Genomic DNA, 17,647 nt, shown 5'->3' with positions numbered 1-17,647 from the left:
GCAGTTACAATTGTATTGCTGCTATATATATTTTTTGCTGTGTCTGACTCTCTATCATTGCGCGATAAATATCTGGCTTTAATCTCGGAAATCGTCGAAGCCACGTTAAAGGGTAAGATTAGTTCTGTTGAGCAGGTTTATCAAATGCTGCTCAAGGGAGTTAGTGTTGATACAGGGGAAGTGTTTGAGATGATATTGGGGGAGCAGGTTAGTTCTACCCAACTTTCGGTTGACTCAGAAAAAGACGAGCTTAAAAAAGCTAAACTAACCCGTAGTCTACGTGCGATGAAGACTATTCAAACGCAATGGCAACGTGCAGAGGAGCAAAACAAAGCGAGTGCAGTAACTGCGTCGGCAATTAGAGAAATTATTACGGCAGAGTCAGATAAACAGTTAGGTGTATTTTTACGTGCGGTTGACCCAAATCAAAAGCAACCTTTGAATATACAGCAAATTCAACAGTTGGCGAAGTCTTTACAACAATACGCCCAAGCAGATTCTAATTTACAACAAATATATGATGGAGTCAATCGTGGCATTGCATCATGGCAAAGAATCCAAGATAACTTGGTAAGTTGGATGTATGAGCGGCAAGAAACAATGGGATTTGGTGGGGCGCCTTCTGAAAGTGGTCCTTGGGCAACTTGGGCAAAACACGTAAAAAGTGAAATACCCCAAGCGTTGTTTAAGACTTTGGCAGCAGAAAAATCAGCAATCGAATTTGCCGAACAGCAACGCGCGTTAAAATTAAGTGATTGGGTTGAGTTAGCTATCGTTTTACAATATATTCAACGTGGGTTAGTTCACTGGTTCGATCAGCAACCATATAATGTCAAGGCAGGTTCCAAACTTTCGATTTCGACGTTTTTGACTTTTGCCGTAATTTGGAGTTTGCTAGCAAATGGTTTTCAGAGTATTTCTAAGATGTACACTGATGGCTGTTGGCAAATTATGATACAAATATTACGGACTTTTTCACAGCGTCAGTATTTTCCTTTGTATGGAGGAATTTTTGCGTCGTTTTCAGGTAATTATTTACGCGATGCATTAAATTATTTAGACGAACCACTACGTAATGCTGAGGGAACGCAAGAAAAAGCCAGAATTTTAACGTTACTTGGATATTCACAACGTGCGATGGGACAAAACCAGCGTGCGAAAGGTTTTCATACCGAAGCGTTAGAAATAGCAAGAAGTGCAGGTGATAGAACTTGTGAGATAGCAAACCTCAACCATCTGAGTCGTAGTTGTGTGGAAGAGAAAGATTATAGTGAAGCAATAAATTATAGTCAGCGTGCATTAATATTTAGTCGGCAAGCAGGTGATAAAGTAGGGGAAGAGAATGCGCTGGTTAATTTAGGCTACAGCGAAGTCATGAACTTACAGCAAGAAGATGCTGAAGCTGATAGTTATGAAATGCCGATTAATTATTTACAGCAAGGTTTAAAGTTATCTGAGCAACTCGGTGATATACAGGGTAAAGCTTTGTGCTTGAGTAGTTTGGGGATAGCGTATCAAGTCATTGGAGAATTACAACTTGCTGTCACAAATTTAGAAGCAGGGTTTCAAGCTGCACAAGTAGCGGGAGACTTATATTCACAGGGATTAAATTTATCGCATTTAGCTGCTACTAATTATAGTCTCGCCAATTTTGAGCGTGCGGTATATACTGCTTCGTTAGGAATGTACTTATTAAATCAAATTGCATCACGCGAATGGCATAAAGCTGCATCATTACTAGTTAGACTAGAATCACAATTAGGTGAGAATAGTTTTCAACAAGCATTAACCCAAAGTCGTCCTAGAATTATTGCGGTTATCGGTGTAGATGGTTATGATTATCTTCCACAATTATTAGAAGATTATAAACGAGAATTATAATTGTATGCAAATTACTCTTGTAGAATGGGCATCCTTGCCCGTTCCATATAAATAATCCAAAAGTAGTACCGTCAATTATCATTCACTATTTAAACATCAATCTTAAACGAGTCGGCGCCTAAACTAGTAAACGACTATAATTTAATTTGATTATAAAAAGCACTATGTATATAAAAACACCTTCTTGATCTTAAATATGACAACACTAATAAACTACTACCAACAAGTAAAAGATAAATTAAAGTCTCAGCTTCAACCTAACACGGCGCCTGAAGTCGCTGTCAAGGTTATTCAACGAGAAATTAACGCACTTACAGATATTAATAGTGAGTATATGCAGAGCTTGACTCCACCTCAAGCACGTCTAGCACAGACTTTGTTACAATCTTTGAGTCACTATACAAGCGTATTATTATTAGTCAAACCTCAGATAGATGAAAATAATGTATTACCACAACAAAATTTTGCAGAATTAACGACAAAGTTAGTATCACCGATAAAAAATGCAATTACGGCGCCTAATTATAAGTTAGCATTGATACAAAAAGCACAGCAAAGTAGAGAATTGCTAAGTAGTTTTCTAGCTGGGGGTTTGGCAGGAGTTCTTGAAGGTGGATGGTATTGGGGATTGATAGGTGCCGCAATAGGTGGTATAACTGGAGGCACAATAGCACAAGTTATAAAACCAAAGAAAGAAAATCAGGCTTTAGAAATAAATCAAACTGCAGTGACTGAAGTAAATATAGATATAGATAAATTACTAAATTATCTTTATCAAGCTTTGCAGTCAATCGATATAACAGTAGCAGGATATAGAAACGAGGATAAAGTACCCAAGGAAGGTATAGAGAATAATCTTGACTTATTAGAGTATCTGCAAGATTTAATGGCAGATGGACTCGATGATAACATTGATTTGCCTGTAAGTGTAAGGCGCCGGATAGAGCAAGCAGCAAGTATTTTAAGACATCATGGAATTGAATCACGTACCTACCAACCAAATGTAGACCAAAACATGTTTTACTTTGAGCCAAGTTTGGATGCAGAAATTACCGACTATATTACGCTAAAACACGCATTAGTAAAAGATAACCGCGTTTTACTACCAGGTTACGTTCTTGAACCCAGCACAAAACCCTCGTAATAAGCACTTCAGTGCTTTCCAAAAAACAACCATGCAAGATTACCTAAATACAAAAATTATCGGTTTCGACTTAGGTCACGGAGAAACATCACTCACCTGGGTCAGCGCAAATAACCAAGACACTCCCCAAAGTCTACTAATCAACAACCGCAAAAGTCAAATAACCGCCATCGCCAACCACCCAACACGCGGTACACTAATAGGCGATATGGCTTTTCAAATATCTGATGCCAACACATTTGATATAGCATTCAAAAGTCGCAGATTCGATGATAAACAGTACCAAAAGACCATCCAAGACTTTGTTACAGCCATCTATGACCACTTAATATCTACCACACAAATCCAAACCTCCGACACAAATTACTTCTTTATCGGTTGTCCTTCGGGATGGTGGCAAGAAGAAATTAACACCTACAAACAGCTTTTAAGCGAGATTTTACCCAATTCTAACATCGTCAAAGAATCCCGTGCAGCTTTAATGCACGCCAAAGAAAGCGGTATATTTACAATTCAAGAACTCCAAAAATCTGTATTAATCATCGATATCGGCTCCTCAACAACCGATTATACCCTAGTCAAAGGTATGGCTGATACCCCTATTGACTTTGGATATGATTTAGGCGCCTCGCTCATCGACAAAGAAATATTACAATTAACTTTAGAACTACACCGTCAATACCGTCAAGGAGATGAAAAAATAATTCATCTTGCTGACCATCTCAGTGAAGGTGAAATTTTGCAGTTAGAAGAAGTCGAACAGCTAGAAGCGATATTTCAACAACATCCTATATATAGAAACCGTTGCGAGTTACGTTGTCGCAAAGCCAAAGAAGAATATTTTAACTTTTTTCAACTACACGAAGATAGTTTTGTAAATGTCGGTAGTGAAGATATTCAGCGTAAATATAAATTTATGCCTTTGGTTAATGGCAAAATAATGGATGTTATTTTAAATAAACCTTTGGCTAAGTTAGATAATAACAGTTGGCGCCAAGCATTTACTGAGCAGTTAGTAACAGTACAGAAAAAATTATCAGAATTAGATATTGAGCCAAGTGCTATTTTACTTACAGGTAGTGCATCTAAAATGTACTTTATATTAGACACCTGTCAAGAGGTATTTCCGCAACTGTCTTGTAAACGTGATGGAGAACCCGAACTTAGTATAGCTAGAGGACTTGCACGTTGGGGAAGGGTATATCTTCGTACATCTGGCTTTGTAAAAGAAATAAGTCAATTTCTTGACAAAGAACTTACAGATATTGTGGGTAATTACGTACCAACATTTTTAGATAGACTTGCACAAGAGCTAGCAACAGGTTTAGTTAATGAAGTAATTACGACTAGTATAAAAGACTGGCGCCAGCGTAAGATTATTACATTAAAAGCACTCGAAGCAGATATTGAGCAAAAAGCCAAAGCTTGGTTAGCAGGAAGTGAAGGAAATCAAAAAGTCACAAATTGCTTGTTAGACTGGTTATCTACAGTGCAAAGTGAAGTTCGCGAACAAACTGATGAAATTTCTCGTAAATATAGCTTGCCAATAGGTACATTAAATGCTAGAGAAATAAATTTAAGTGACCAAACCGAGAAAGTATCAACATCGGTATCGTTCGATGACTTAACTGGACTTTCGGTGTTTATGGGACACTTAGTTGGGTTAATAGTAGGCGCCGTTTTAGCAGGGTTATTCCATATACTACTATTTGCGGGAATATTGGCGCCTATTTTAGGAATAGTCGCATACTTTGCCGGAGAATCTTTGGTTAAAGAAACTGATATACCAGGTTGGGTACGCAACTTCATCTCCGACACCCGCATTAGTAACCTAGCAACAACAAAGAAACCAGAACTCCAGCAAAAAATCCATGAAACCCTAACAAAAGACCCGACTATTGCAATTAAACTAGCTAAAGCTATCAGTGAATGGTTAAAAGAAAGCGTTCAAGAACAAGCAGACAAAGCAAGGTTATTAATAGCTTAAAATAAACTCTTGTGGAGCAGGCATCCCTGCCTGCCTCCCCAAAAATATCTTCTTATTTACCACAGAGACACAGATTATTTCTTTGCTTAGAGATAGCTGTTTGCCGTTTGCTCAAAAAATATTTGAAGATTGGGGTGTTGCGAATTACACTCACAGGACAGACGCGCGTTATTGCCAAGCTACCTGGAGCAACGAGCGGAATTGCTTTAGAGTCACCAGGGGTTTATATTGTTGCTGTTAATCGTCAGGATGTGAAACCTGCCACAAGTCTATGGCGCACGTCGTGTCTTTAACTCGCAAAAACAAACAACAAGCAATATTCATCAGTAAGGCAATTACATTCATAAGCTATAACTCATGCTATGCATAGTTTTGTTTAATTTGCTAGCTGCATAGAGTTTGCTTATCATATTTATCTCTTGCGGCTTCTACTGCATCAAAATTTTGATTTGACCAATCACATAATGATTTTAGTACCCCATTTAAGCTTTCTCCTAGTGGCGTTAAAGAATACTCTACTACTGGCGGAACCACTGGATACACTTTTCTGTTTACCAGCCCATTACGTTCTAAATCTCGCAAGCTTTTCGTTAGCATTCGCTGAGAAATATCACCGATTTCGCGTTGTAACTCCCCGTAGCGTTTCGTTCCGTTTGAGAGTACGTACAAAACTGCCACAACCCATTTATCGGCAACCAATTCCAGCGTTTGTCGCAAGAAAGGATGGTTATCTAGCACGTTTAAAGATATATTTACTTTCGACTCTCGACTCATTCAATCTCCCCCATACATACATTTTTGTATGTATAGCAGTTTTTTGTTCGTACTTGTCAATCTTAATTAATGATTTGATAATTAAATCATGCAGAGCTAAGGCAGTGTTAACTAGGGCTGGCAAAGCTATATTTTTAAAGCTATCGAGGTTTTTTATGAGCGAGCGCAATCTCTTTTCATCGATTCAGCTTGGTGTACATCGTCTGGCAAATCGGATCGTGATGGCTCCCATGACGCGGTTGCGAGCAGTGGATTCAATACCTAATGCTACGATGGCAGAGTATTACCATCAACGAGCATCTGCTGGACTGATAGTCACAGAATGTACAATGGTGTCGCCCATGAGCAATGGATACATCAACTGTCCGGGTATTTATTCGCCTGAGCAAGTTGCAGGCTGGCAACAGGTGACTGATGCTGTCCATCAATCTGGTGGCAAGATTTTTCTACAACTTTGGCATTCGGGTCGGATTTCTCATCCTGCGTTACTCAATGGGGAGTTGCCTGTAGCGCCCAGCGCGATAGCACCTGTGGGAACGCTACATACCCCAGTAGGAAAAGTCACAATGGAAACTCCGCGCGCCTTAGAAACCGAGGAAATAGCTGGTATTATTGAGCAATTTCGTCAAGCTGCAAAAAACGCTATGCAAGCAGGATTTGATGGTGTGGAGCTACATGGAGCATTTGGCTATTTAATAGATCAATTCCTACAAGATGGCTCCAATCAGCGAACTGACCGCTATGGCGGTTCGGTTGAAAATCGCGCTCGCTTTCTTTTGGAAGTTGTGGAAGCCGTTTGTCAAGTATGGGGTGGAGGGCAAGTTGGAATTAAGCTATCTCCCAGCAATACGTTTTATGGAATACGTGATTCCAATCCTATCACAACGTTCAGCTATGTAATCCAACAACTCAATCAATTCAATCTGGCTTATATTCATTTAATGGAGCCAAGTGAAGACGACCTCAAAACGGAAAGCGTAATCAATCCAGTGCTAAAAACCTTTCGTCCCTTCTATTCTGGCTTAATTATCACAAACGGAAATTACAACAAAAGCAAAGGCAATCAAGTTCTTTTGAGCAACGAAGCAGATTTAGTCTCCTTTGGCAGACCCTTTATTGCAAACCCCGATTTACCCCATCGGTTTGTCCTCGATGCACCTTTGAACGAGGTAAATTTTGCAACTGTTTATGGTAAAGGCAATCAAGCTTTAGAGCAAGGGTATACAGATTATCCTGCTCTAGCAAGATAACTCTCGCCACATCCCCGTCATGGAGTAAGTGTCATTAATTTTGATAGAGCAATATTTTCTAAAACCCTGGCGTTCGTAGAAGGAAATATTGCGCGAATTGGAAGAAACAAGGTAACACGGAAGTTGATTTTTATCTGCGTAATCAAGAACGGGTTTGATTAAATCTTGACCGATACCCTTTCCTCGTGCGGATGGTTTCAACCCAAGAAAAAACACTTCACAATGACTTTGTTGTGGTTCGTGATTACCAACTTGTTCTATTAAATGTTGAAAACGTTGAGCGGATTCTTCTCCAGCAAGCTTGGTAAGAGTTTTAATAACTTCCATCAACATTTGCTCAAATTGTTCGTCAAAAATTTCCACTTCGGTTGGATACCAAATACAAGCACCTTGCAAATTAGGCGCCATAATAATTTTGCCGCGTTTGGTGGCATCCGCCACAAATGGCTCAAAAAAAGCACGTATAGTAGCTAAACGATTGGGATTTTGACCAAAGACAAGGTTAAAGCTAGGGTCATCAGCAAATGATTCTGCCAACACCTGGGCAATGGTAGAGATAGAGCTATAAGATTCCAACGTCAAATTATTACTCATCGTTACTGTACCGCTATTTATGCCGAATTTATTTAGATATAGGACTTGGGCTGCATTGAAACCCTGAAGCTTACTTGCTTTTGGGTGGCAAACATAATTAGAATTTAAAAAGTTTTTAGCGAATGTGCTATTTAATTCTTGCGGTAATACTACAATCTTGCTGCATCTTTCGCCTTGAATGCAATTCCTGTCAAAATGAACGATGAACATAGCACTCAACTCAGAAATAACAGAAATAATTTATTCATCCAATGAAGGCTTAATTGTTTCCAGCCAAGATTTAGGTTGGGAGTCAATTATTGTAAAGGAATACCGTTTACCACCGAGTCAGTGTTCCTACCCAGCTTTGGCTGTACATGATTTTACCTTGTGTCTCTCAGCACGTCCCCAGCGTATCCATCAGATGATGGGACGGCAACGCTATGTAGGAATTTATCGCAAGGGAGATATTTGTATTACACCCGCAGGAATTGAAGGTACATTTAGGTCGGAAGGTGGAGACCATTTTGTTCAAGTTCAAATCGAACCGCAGCTATTAAAGCTTGCAACTCAGGAAATTGCAGAAATTGACGCAAGCAACCTAGAACTAATCCCTCAATTTCATTCTCGTAATTCTCAAATGGAGCAAATTACAATGATGTTGCATTCCGAACTCATCCAGGGTAATGGTTGGGGAAACAAGTTGTATATCGAATCCTTGAGGAATGCTTTGGCTGTAATTTTACTGCGGAACTATTGTATCAACAGAATCAGCACAAGTTTTTACGAGGGAGGATTATGTAATCGTTTGTTACTTGTAGTTACCGATTATATTAATGACAATTTAGCCACAGAAATTAAATTATCAGATTTAGCAGAGCTAGCAGGAATTAGCCAGTTTCATTTTAGCCGTTTGTTTAAGCAATCTATGGGTATGTCTCCATATCAGTATGTGATGACAGAACGCATCGAACGAGCCAAATCTCTTTTAAACAATTCCCACCTATCTATTACCGAAATCGCCCTAACTTTAGGTTTTAATAGTCACAGCCATCTCGGTAAACACTTCCGCAAAGTCATGGGTGTTACACCTAAAGATTATCGTAGCAGATATTATTAAAATTGTATTAGCGGCTCTTCCGTACTTGGCGTGCTAAATGTATTGATAAAATAGCTTGAAAATCCTGCTATGCCTATCTTGCAGCCATTATTACCTTTGTAAAAAATAAAATTCCCAAAATTTCAACTATAAGTGCCTGTAAGCCTTGATTTTAAAGGAAAAGTATCGATTATAATTAAAATTTAGCACGCTACATACGCAAGAACCAGGACTGTCTAACCATCTATAATAAATCATCCCGCTTGCTCCAAAGATTTCAACAGCAATTGGTATTGCGCTTACTCAACCTCCTTTAATTGCCATAGCTATTTTTGAAGTATTAGGCTTTGGGTTAGCACTTCCTTATGTAGTAATCTGCTTCACTCCAGGGTTACAGCGCATCCTACCAAAACCAGGCGCCTGGATGGAAACATTTTCGCAAGTTTTAGCCTTTCCAATGTATGCTGCCACCGCTTGGTTGGTATGGATACTAACATTACAAGCAGGAACTAATGGTTTAGCTGCTGCTTTGGCTGGACTTGTATTAATTGGTTTTGCTGCTTGGTTCCACCAAAAAACACGTTTAGCCAAAGTACTATGGCAACGTTTAGGAACCATAGGCGCCTTAGTAGTAGTTGGATTTGCGTTAACTTTAGCCCAAATTCCCAATAACACTACAAACACAGTCGCAAATAACCCTTCTCAAAACAGCTTAATTAATTGGCAACCGTATACTTTAGTACGGTTAACCGAACTTCGACAAGCAAGAAAACCAGTATTTGTAAATTTTTCCGCAGCTTGGTGTGTAAGTTGTCTCGTAAACGAACAAGTAGCTTTAAATCAACCAGATACAATTGCAGCTTTTAAATCAAAAGGCGTTACTTTGCTCAAAGCTGACTGGACAAATCGTAACCCAGAAATTACCAAAGCATTAGAATCTTTTGGGCGTAGCGGAGTACCCTTGTATGTTTTATATCCTGCTACCAACTCCGACAAGCCGATAATTTTACCTCAGTCGCTTTCAGTAAGCGAAGTTGTAAACACCTTGCAACGGATTTAACGGATGTAACGGATGATTTATTAGTTAAAAAAACAACCTTCTTTACGAAGCCCATTTATTTATCCGTTACATCCGCTGTATCCGTTGCCATCAACCCATAAAACCAACCATGAAAACACGTCTACAAAAACTCGACTGGAAAAAGCTAGCTATAGCAGGAATTACTACACTAGCTATAGCCTCAACAGCAGGTTGCCAAAGTTCTACTAATTCAGCAGATAGCTCGGTGCCACAAAATGTATCAAGTCCTGTTTCACAAAATACTGATACTACTGCTGTTAGAGTAGGCGCCCCTGCACCTGCATTTACAGCAGTAGATAGCAATGGCAAAACACACAATCTTAGTGATTTCAAAGGTAAAACAGTTGTATTAGAATGGACAAATCACGAATGTCCATTTGTGAAAAAGCATTATGAAAGCAATAATATGCAAGCGCTGCAAAAGGAAAAAACTGGTAAAGGAGTGGTTTGGCTATCAGTAATATCCTCGGCGCCTGGACAACAAGGAAATGTAGCTCCACAAAAAGCCAACGAATTAACAAAAACTCGTAATGCAAATCCGACAGCAGTACTTATTGATGCAGATGGAAAAGTTGGTAAATTGTATCAAGCTCGTACAACGCCTCATATGTATGTAATTGATAAAAACGGCGTGTTACAATACACAGGCGCCATTGATGATAATTCGTCTAAAAATCCTCAAGATGCCAAAACAGCCAATAATTATGTGCGTGCGGCTGTAGATAGCGTCCTCAAGGGTGAAGCAGTAAAAACATCTACAACTCAACCTTATGGATGTAGCGTCAAATACGCTACATAAGTGTAGCCCCAGTGTAGCCCCAGTGTAGCCCCAGGCTTCAGCCTGGGGTATGGGGTATGGGGTATTGGGGAATAAGAGATTATTCGGGATTCAATATTTTGGGCACTTTGAAAAATTCGCCTTCTTGAGCAGGCGCCCCATTTAGAATTGCTTCACGTTCAGGATAAGGTTGTAAGTTATCGGCACGTGTGACATTACTAACATCAATTGCTCGCGTAGTGGGAAGAACATCGGTAACGTCTAGTTCGTCTAATTGGTCTACGTATTCTAAGATACTTCCCAATTGCGTAGTGAATTGCTCTTCTTCTTCAGGTGTTAATTCTAAGCGCGCTAAAAAGGCGACTTTATGTACTAGTTCGCGGTCAATCATTTTTTAATTTATGGATTATTGACATATGTATTGACATATGTAGAGACGTGACATGTCACGTCTCTACATTGTTGGCTTTTAAAAGAATATGTCAACTTGGGAGCGTCCGGTAGTCTTGAGCCAATTTTGTGCTTCGATGTAGTTGTTCGGCGCCAAACGAATTGCACGAATCCAATAATCGGTAGCTTGGTCAAACAGCGCTTCCCCTGCATCGTTGTCACCTGCTTCCTTGGCTCTTTCACCTTGGAAGTGGTAAATTACGGCGATGTTATTCAATGCTTGAGGCATTCGTGGGTTTAGTTCGATGGCTTGGTGGTAATATTCCAAAGCCTTATTATGGTCGCCGTTACTTGCGTATATTAACCCCATGTTGTAAAGAACGTAACTACGGTCATTGGGGTCTTGTTCAAGTTCTAGCGCTTCATTGTAATAATCTAAAGCTTCGGCATACTCACCTTCTGCCTGTGCCGACATTCCGTCACGGTAGTAAACGAACGCTTCTTTGGCTTTTTTGTTTGCTGGCAGTATCTTAAGGATGATGTCCGCCATTACTGTGAAGGATTTATCAATAAAGTTATCGTTTTTCTGGGTTCTTGGCATATCCGCCTCTTTAATAGTTATATCAATAGAAATATTGTAGAGGCAGGTTAAGGCGTAAATCAGGACTATATACAAATTAATAAAATAAACCTGCCTCTATGTGCCCCGTTATCCAACAGGCGCCACGCACTCAGGTGTATTGTTTTTGGGACTGTTTACGATGGTGCTTACTGGATATGCCGTCATAGCTTCGGTTGAATAGGGCTGCAATAGTGGTTGTAACATTTTTGGGTCTTGCACTTGCACGTCAAGCCACAAATCGTAATCTTCTGGCTTTAATATTACTGGCATTCGGTCGTGAATTGGCGCCATTAGAGAATTGGCACTCGTTGTCAAAATAGTACATGTATCAATTTGTTCGCCTTCATTTGAGTGCCATTGCTCCCAAAGTCCAGCAAAGCCAAACGGTTGAGAGTCCTGAAGTTGGAAATAATAAGGCTGTTTTTTACCTTCTGTACGCTGCCACTCGTAAAACCCGTCTGCAATTACCAAACACCGACGCTTTTTAAACGCTGACCGAAATGAGGGTTTCTCAGCGACTGTTTCTGAACGCGCGTTAATTAGTTTTGATGCGATGCTGGGGTCTTTTGACCACGAAGGGATTAATCCCCAATGTAATAATTGAAACACATGATGATGTTCTGGATGATGCAATACTGTCATGACGGTTTGCGTAGGCGCCACATTGTATTGTGGTTTGAAATCTGGAATATTTGGAATATCGAAAACTTCAGCCAATTTTTCCTCTAATCGTGTTAAAGTAAATCTTCCACACATAATTTAAACCTTTAGTACCTTGCTAAAAATGAATTTCGCGCTTCCGGAAATTAAACATTACTTTATAAGGGAGATTTCTCTCTTTTTTATACCTTCGATAAGGTATATATAAAATTTTATCCTAATTATTGGGTGAATCTGATAATATATAGTTTTTTCCCCCTTCTTAAAAATATCAACTTCATCCCAATTTCTTGGCATGGAAACTTTGCGTTTGTTCGATTTTTTACCTTCTGGAAATGGTTATAAGATACGGCTTTTACTAACACAACTGGGGATACCTTTTGAGCGCATAAATCTGGATATAACCAAGGGTGAGACTAGGAGTCCAGACTTTTTGAGCAAAAATCCAAATGGTAAAATACCTGTGTTAGAAGTACAACCGGGTCAGTATTTAGCAGAATCAAATGCTATTTTAATTTACCTTAGTGAGGGTACTGAGTATTTACCATACGACCGTTGGCAACGCGCTCAAGTTTTGCAATGGTTGTTCTTTGAGCAGTTTAGTCACGAACCTTACATCGCATCACCGAGATTTTGGATTTCTATTCTCAAAACTCACGAGGAACATCAAGCCGAAATCGAAAAACGACAGCAGCAGGGTTATGCAGCACTACGCTTAATGGAAAATCATTTACAAACGAATAACTTTTTTGTGGGAGGACGTTACTCGATAGCAGATATCAGCTTATTTGCATACACGCATGTGGCACCTGAAGGTGGTTACGATTTAACACCGTTTCCTGCTATCGGCGCCTGGATTGATAGAATTAAAAGTCAACCCGGATACATTGATATTACGGAAGATTAAACACAAAAGATGTAGAGACGCCATACGTAAAGACGCGATTAATCGCGTCTCTACATATCAATTTCAACTAATTTCTGCCGTGCGGATAAACCAGATTTGATTGTAACGTCAGATTTTGGCACATTATATTTCTCAGCAAGAGTCTTAATTAACTCCTCGTTTGCTTTACCATCCACTGGTGGCGATTTAAGATGTACCGTAAGGCTACCATCTTCTTCTTCAATAATTTTCGGCGCCTTGGAGTTAGGTTTTACTTTGACTCTTATTTGCATTTTGATAACTATTCACAATAATAAAAATGCTCACCGCGACGATGAGCAAAGAGAGGATTACGTTTCAGCTTTAAAGCTTAGACTGTATATAATAAGCAAAACGCCAAAGCTTAAAAGTTTTGTAAATAACTTTTTGACTTTGGCGCCTCCTAAAAGCTTACTAATTTTCTAAGGTTCGCTACGACTACCATTACCAATTACTGATATTTTATGGCGATATACAAGTTCTCCACCATACCAGCCAGATAACCCTAAAGCTGTAGCGACTATAAGTGAAATAACAAGCCCCCAAGGTAGTACCGCAGAAACGGGATGATTCCAACGAATTAACAAGTTAACGAGTGTTAAACCTAAAACGATAACATTTAAAATTAAGTGTGCCCAACCTGCGGTGCGCTTACGAACTCTCTCAATACGGAAAAAGTCTGATAGTCCAGTAGCAGCAGCGGCAAGTCCAGCAACGAAACCACCAAGAATTAACCAGTATGCACCTAGTGCCCAGAAACTATCGCGATTAAACCAAAAAACTACATCTGCTAATGTGGAGCCAACCAGAAAAGCAACTGGGAACTGAACCAAAATAGGATGAATTGGATGTCCAGCAATTGCTACTGTGCTTGGTACACCAGTATCACGAAATTCGCGACTATCGCTTTCAAGTACAGCAGGAATGTTTGGATATGGGGTAGTGTTTCTTTGTTCGGTTTCCATAGTTGTTTGTATTAATGGTTTGTTGATAACTAGAAACCTGGTTACTTTGTCGATATATCGTCATAAAAACAATAATTTCGTGTAGAAACCAGGTTTCTTTCGGTTTGTTTTAAGCTGAAGGAATTTGCTCTACATAAGCTTCAGCAGCAATAATGAATTGACCAACTTCAGGGTATAAACCTTTAATGGTCAGCGTCATACCTTGTAAATCAAAATTATCCAGGTTTAAGATTTCGCTTGTAGCATCAATCAAGGATTGTGTGATTGACGAGCTTTCTTCTCCTTGTGGATATTCGACGTTTTCTAAATTAATTGTTTTGCCGTTCGCGCTAACAGTTGGAACTGCTGAAAATTCAACTAGATGATTCTCATTATTGTCTAACTGCACATCGGCTTTTAGTTCAACTCTATTTTGTCCTGGCAAATGAAAGTCAACTTGCTTCAAACTAACTGCTACAGGTTGACCTGATAAGTTAATTGTTTGGCTTTGCAATTTGCTGCGAATATAATCTGAGTTAAACGCGCAATTAATATCAGTTTCAGTCAAAACAATCTTTGCACTGCCTTGAGTTGGTCTTGTCAGTTCGACTTTGCCAAATGCAACGCTAAGAGGATTTATAGCAACGTTGTCAACCTGCATGTGCAATTCTTCCACACGCAGACTTTTTTGCATTACTAAACCTTCACCATCGATTTTGACGCTATCTAGTTCCCCCTGCATAAGTTTTAGAGGATCTGTCTTTACGTTTACATCTAGGTTTTCCACTTCGTCTAATTGGCTAGTTATACCAATTTCGGCAGCTTTATTCAACGCCTGCTCGCCTAATCCAGGATTGTTAGGCATTATTAGTGCAATCTCCCATCTTAACCTTCACTGTCAATCTAGAAAATTGCAATAGAATTTTGCTCTATCTATTGGAATAGGACGTATTCATTTTGGCTCTATCGAAAAGTATAAATCTAGTTTTGACAATTAGTTCTTTATTTATTAATACAATGCAAAAAATAAAATCATGCGTTTCTACCTTACGGTTTTAATGGTAATCGCTCAAAAGTCAGATGGAAGCTCGTAATCTATGTGGCAACCTTGAAATTAAGGAATTAAACAAAACCCTTTAACAGGAGAACACACAAATGGTAGCTACATTAGACGATACCAAGCGCTTTGCTATCGGCATGAAGCTAGCTGATATGAAAGCGTTGCAAGAATTGTTGATTCAAAACGAACAGCAGTTTTTGCGTGAGTCAAATGATTCTGAAATTTCTGAGCGCTTCCAGAAGATGCTCGAAGATGACCAAAAGAATCTAGGTGTTTTAGATACTGTTATCGTACAGTACGGCGTACAAGCACAACCTGAGCAAACGATCACCAAAATGATTGACACGCTTAAGCAGTTGATGCAAGGTTCAGAGTTAAGCTTCTACGAAAAAGTATTCCAACATGAATTGTTGAAGCACCAACAAGTAATGAGTGGTTTGACCATTCATAAGGCAGCACAAAAAGTTGGCGCCGATGTGATGATGGCAATTGGACCTTTAAACACCATCAACTTTGAAAACCGCGCGCACCAAGAGCAACTCAAAGGTGTATTAGAAGTACTAGGTGTTCGCGAACTAACCGGACAAGATGCTGACCAAGGTATCTGGGGACGGGTACAAGATGCTATGGCTGCTTTAAGCGGTGTATTTGGTAGCGCTGTTACCCAAACCAGTGATAAGACTGACATGAACATTCAAGACATTATTCGTCTTGACCACAATAAGGTAAATACCTTGTTCACTCAGTTATTTGCGAGCAACGACCCTCAAAAAATTCAAGAGTACTTCGGTCAAATCTACAAAGATTTATTAGTACACTCGATTGCAGAAGAAAAAGTTGTATACCCCGCAGTACGTCCTTTCTACGGTGAAGACGACACCAAAGAATTGTATGACGAACAGGCACAATTGAAAGTAGAGTTAGACCAAGCCAAGGCAATGGATCCAGCTTCTCCTCAATTCAAAGACAAAATCAAACAGATCATGGATGCAGTTGGCGACCACATTCGTCAAGAAGAAAGCACCATGTTTGCTGCTATCCGTAACAACTTCAGTACTGAGCAAAGCGAGCAATTAGCTACACAGTTCAAGAGTGTTAAGAGCGAAGAACAACAAAAAATGGCTAAAGAAGCCGGCATGATGAAGTAATCGTAGGGTGGGCACTGCCCACCGTACATATTCGATATAATATTAAAATTTGTAGAGACGTGATTAATCACGTCTCTACATTGTTTTGTAACTATCATGGAAAAAAGTATGTAGTTTAATTGAGATATGTTGACTGATATAAAAGATTTAGCAACAAAGTTGGCGCCTCGCTTAATTGAAATTCGTCGTCACCTGCACTCGCACCCAGAACTAAGCGGTCAGGAATATCAAACGGCAGCTTTTGTTGCTGGTGTTTTATCTTCGAGTGGTCTACATGTACAAGAAGGTGTAGGCAAAACAGGTGTAATTGGAGAGTTGCAAGGTACTGGAGAAAGTAATCGCATTTTAGCGATTCGTACTGATATGGATGCACTACCAATTCAGGAGCGTACAGGATTAGATTTTATCTCGCGCGCGTCGGGTGTAATGCACGCTTGTGGTCATGATGTCCACACAACAGTTGGTTTAGGAACAGCAATGATATTGTCGCAATTAGCAGAAGAATTACCAGGAAAAGTTCGGTTTTTATTTCAACCTGCTGAGGAAATAGCTCAAGGTGCAAGTTGGATGGTTAAAGATGGGGCAATGAATGATGTTACCGCAATATTGGGAATACATGTTTTTCCGTCAATACCTGGTGGTTCGGTTGGGTTACGTTACGGCGCCCTAACTGCTGCGGCTGATGATTTAGAGATTATTATTATAGGAGAATCGGGACACGGCGCCCGTCCACACGAAGCAGTCGATGCAATTTGGATAGCTTCGCAGGTAATCACAACATTACAACAAGCGATTAGTCGAACCCAAAACCCATTACGTCCCGTAGTATTGAGTATTGGACAAATTAATGGAGGACGGGCGCCGAACGTAATTGCCGATAAAGTAGAATTAAAAGGAACAGTACGCTCATTACATCCAGAAACACGAGCAAATTTACCAGCTTGGATTGAGAATATTGTGGCAAACGTTTGTGACTCGTATGGCGCCAAATATGAAGTTAAGTATCGTCAAGGAGTTCCCAGCGTCCAAAACGATTATACGTTAACGCAATTACTACAATCCGCAGCCGAAGAAGCATGGGGATGCGAGAGAGTTCAGGTACTACCAGAACCGAGCTTAGGCGCCGAAGATTTTTCAGTATATTTAGATTATGCACCTGGTAGCATGTTCCGTCTCGGTGTCGGCTTTAAAGAAAGACCAACAAACTACCCATTACATCATCCACAATTTGAAGTAGATGAAAATGCCATCATTACAGGTGTAGTCACAATGGCATATGCTGCATCCAAATTTTGGAACTCATAGAATAAACATCTTGTGGGGTGGGCATC

The 17,647-nt window shown here is 39.7% G+C and carries 19 protein-coding genes; 11 read left to right on the top strand and 8 right to left on the bottom strand.

Features of this window, described 5'->3' with window-relative positions; all coding sequences use genetic code 11:
* Positions 1 to 39: 39 nt before the first annotated feature.
* The 4 genes from DSM106972_RS18455 to DSM106972_RS18440 all read left to right on the top strand — a co-directional run bounded on the left by DSM106972_RS18455 (position 40) and on the right by DSM106972_RS18440 (position 5,305).
* Positions 40 to 1,881, top strand: coding sequence for a tetratricopeptide repeat protein (locus tag DSM106972_RS18455; RefSeq protein ID WP_186538424.1), 1,842 nt, complete (start codon positions 40 to 42; stop codon positions 1,879 to 1,881).
* 196 nt (positions 1,882 to 2,077) lie between these two features.
* Positions 2,078 to 3,025 (top strand): hypothetical protein, encoded by a 948-nt coding sequence (locus DSM106972_RS18450; RefSeq protein WP_127082071.1) that lies wholly within the window; start codon positions 2,078 to 2,080, stop codon positions 3,023 to 3,025.
* 31 nt (positions 3,026 to 3,056) lie between these two features.
* Complete coding sequence (locus tag DSM106972_RS18445) at positions 3,057 to 5,012, top strand: Hsp70 family protein (protein ID WP_127082070.1); 1,956 nt, start codon at positions 3,057 to 3,059, stop codon at positions 5,010 to 5,012.
* A gap of 11 nt (positions 5,013 to 5,023) precedes the next feature.
* Complete coding sequence (locus tag DSM106972_RS18440) at positions 5,024 to 5,305, top strand: hypothetical protein (protein ID WP_127082069.1); 282 nt, start codon at positions 5,024 to 5,026, stop codon at positions 5,303 to 5,305.
* Positions 5,306 to 5,396: 91 nt separating this feature from the next.
* Here DSM106972_RS18440 and DSM106972_RS18435 read toward each other — a convergent pair whose 3' ends face one another.
* The gene (locus DSM106972_RS18435) at positions 5,397 to 5,786 is read right to left on the bottom strand and encodes a winged helix-turn-helix transcriptional regulator (protein WP_127082068.1); all 390 of its coding nucleotides are present in this window, start codon (positions 5,784 to 5,786) and stop codon (positions 5,397 to 5,399) included.
* A 155-nt stretch (positions 5,787 to 5,941) separates the two neighbouring features.
* On the opposite strand from DSM106972_RS18435, the gene DSM106972_RS18430 reads away from it, so the two are divergent.
* On the top strand, positions 5,942 to 7,036 hold the full coding sequence (locus tag DSM106972_RS18430; protein ID WP_127082067.1) for an alkene reductase: 1,095 nt from the start codon (positions 5,942 to 5,944) through the stop codon (positions 7,034 to 7,036).
* On the opposite strand, the gene DSM106972_RS18425 is transcribed toward DSM106972_RS18430, so the two are convergent.
* On the bottom strand, positions 7,025 to 7,840 hold the full coding sequence (locus tag DSM106972_RS18425; RefSeq protein WP_201800747.1) for a GNAT family N-acetyltransferase: 816 nt from the start codon (positions 7,838 to 7,840) through the stop codon (positions 7,025 to 7,027). The two genes, DSM106972_RS18430 and DSM106972_RS18425, sit on opposite strands and share 12 nt — an antisense overlap.
* Between DSM106972_RS18425 and DSM106972_RS18420 the strand changes: the two genes are divergently transcribed.
* From DSM106972_RS18420 to DSM106972_RS18410, 3 genes are all read left to right on the top strand, one after another.
* Positions 7,833 to 8,729 carry a helix-turn-helix domain-containing protein gene (locus DSM106972_RS18420; RefSeq protein ID WP_127082066.1) on the top strand — a complete coding sequence of 299 codons (897 nt, stop codon included), beginning with the start codon at positions 7,833 to 7,835 and terminating at the stop codon, positions 8,727 to 8,729. The two genes, DSM106972_RS18425 and DSM106972_RS18420, sit on opposite strands and share 8 nt — an antisense overlap.
* Positions 8,730 to 9,132: 403 nt before the next feature.
* The gene (locus DSM106972_RS18415) at positions 9,133 to 9,768 is read left to right on the top strand and encodes a thioredoxin family protein (RefSeq protein ID WP_233787125.1); all 636 of its coding nucleotides are present in this window, start codon (positions 9,133 to 9,135) and stop codon (positions 9,766 to 9,768) included.
* Positions 9,769 to 9,877: 109 nt separating this feature from the next.
* Positions 9,878 to 10,588 carry a thioredoxin family protein gene (locus DSM106972_RS18410; RefSeq protein WP_127082065.1) on the top strand — a complete coding sequence of 237 codons (711 nt, stop codon included), beginning with the start codon at positions 9,878 to 9,880 and terminating at the stop codon, positions 10,586 to 10,588.
* Positions 10,589 to 10,667: 79 nt separating this feature from the next.
* On the opposite strand, the gene gatC is transcribed toward DSM106972_RS18410, so the two are convergent.
* The 3 genes from gatC to DSM106972_RS18395 all read right to left on the bottom strand — a co-directional run bounded on the left by gatC (position 10,668) and on the right by DSM106972_RS18395 (position 12,335).
* Positions 10,668 to 10,958: an Asp-tRNA(Asn)/Glu-tRNA(Gln) amidotransferase subunit GatC gene (gatC, locus tag DSM106972_RS18405; RefSeq protein WP_073619417.1), complete on the bottom strand. Its 291-nt coding sequence runs from the start codon at positions 10,956 to 10,958 to the stop codon at positions 10,668 to 10,670.
* A gap of 78 nt (positions 10,959 to 11,036) precedes the next feature.
* Positions 11,037 to 11,558, bottom strand: coding sequence for a photosystem I assembly protein Ycf3 (locus tag DSM106972_RS18400; protein WP_019491256.1), 522 nt, complete (start codon positions 11,556 to 11,558; stop codon positions 11,037 to 11,039).
* A gap of 108 nt (positions 11,559 to 11,666) precedes the next feature.
* Entirely contained in the window at positions 11,667 to 12,335 is a 669-nt protein-coding gene (locus DSM106972_RS18395) for an SOS response-associated peptidase (RefSeq protein ID WP_127082064.1), read from the bottom strand.
* 199 nt (positions 12,336 to 12,534) lie between these two features.
* On the opposite strand from DSM106972_RS18395, the gene DSM106972_RS18390 reads away from it, so the two are divergent.
* The gene (locus DSM106972_RS18390; RefSeq protein WP_127082063.1) at positions 12,535 to 13,146 is read left to right on the top strand and encodes a glutathione S-transferase family protein; all 612 of its coding nucleotides are present in this window, start codon (positions 12,535 to 12,537) and stop codon (positions 13,144 to 13,146) included.
* A gap of 50 nt (positions 13,147 to 13,196) precedes the next feature.
* Here DSM106972_RS18390 and DSM106972_RS18385 read toward each other — a convergent pair whose 3' ends face one another.
* The 3 genes from DSM106972_RS18385 to DSM106972_RS18375 all read right to left on the bottom strand — a co-directional run bounded on the left by DSM106972_RS18385 (position 13,197) and on the right by DSM106972_RS18375 (position 14,973).
* A complete protein-coding gene (locus tag DSM106972_RS18385; protein ID WP_127082062.1) occupies positions 13,197 to 13,418 on the bottom strand; it encodes a DUF167 domain-containing protein in 222 nt (73 codons plus the stop codon).
* A 168-nt stretch (positions 13,419 to 13,586) separates the two neighbouring features.
* Entirely contained in the window at positions 13,587 to 14,129 is a 543-nt protein-coding gene (locus DSM106972_RS18380; protein WP_127082061.1) for a DUF2231 domain-containing protein, read from the bottom strand.
* A 109-nt stretch (positions 14,130 to 14,238) separates the two neighbouring features.
* Positions 14,239 to 14,973, bottom strand: a complete 735-nt coding sequence (locus tag DSM106972_RS18375; RefSeq protein WP_127082060.1) for an LmeA family phospholipid-binding protein — start codon at positions 14,971 to 14,973, stop codon at positions 14,239 to 14,241.
* Positions 14,974 to 15,263: 290 nt separating this feature from the next.
* Here DSM106972_RS18375 and DSM106972_RS18370 point away from each other — a divergent pair, with 290 nt between their 5' ends.
* Together DSM106972_RS18370 and DSM106972_RS18365 are read left to right on the top strand one after the other, a co-directional pair.
* Positions 15,264 to 16,316 (top strand): hemerythrin domain-containing protein, encoded by a 1,053-nt coding sequence (locus DSM106972_RS18370; RefSeq protein ID WP_127082059.1) that lies wholly within the window; start codon positions 15,264 to 15,266, stop codon positions 16,314 to 16,316.
* Positions 16,317 to 16,442: 126 nt separating this feature from the next.
* Positions 16,443 to 17,621: a M20 family metallopeptidase gene (locus DSM106972_RS18365; protein ID WP_127082058.1), complete on the top strand. Its 1,179-nt coding sequence runs from the start codon at positions 16,443 to 16,445 to the stop codon at positions 17,619 to 17,621.
* Positions 17,622 to 17,647: the final 26 nt, after the last annotated feature.

Origin of the sequence: Dulcicalothrix desertica PCC 7102, assembly GCF_003991905.1 — a bacterium.
Lineage (GTDB): Bacteria > Cyanobacteriota > Cyanobacteriia > Cyanobacteriales > Nostocaceae > Dulcicalothrix > Dulcicalothrix desertica.
This window is presented reverse-complemented; position numbering and strand designations above follow the sequence as displayed.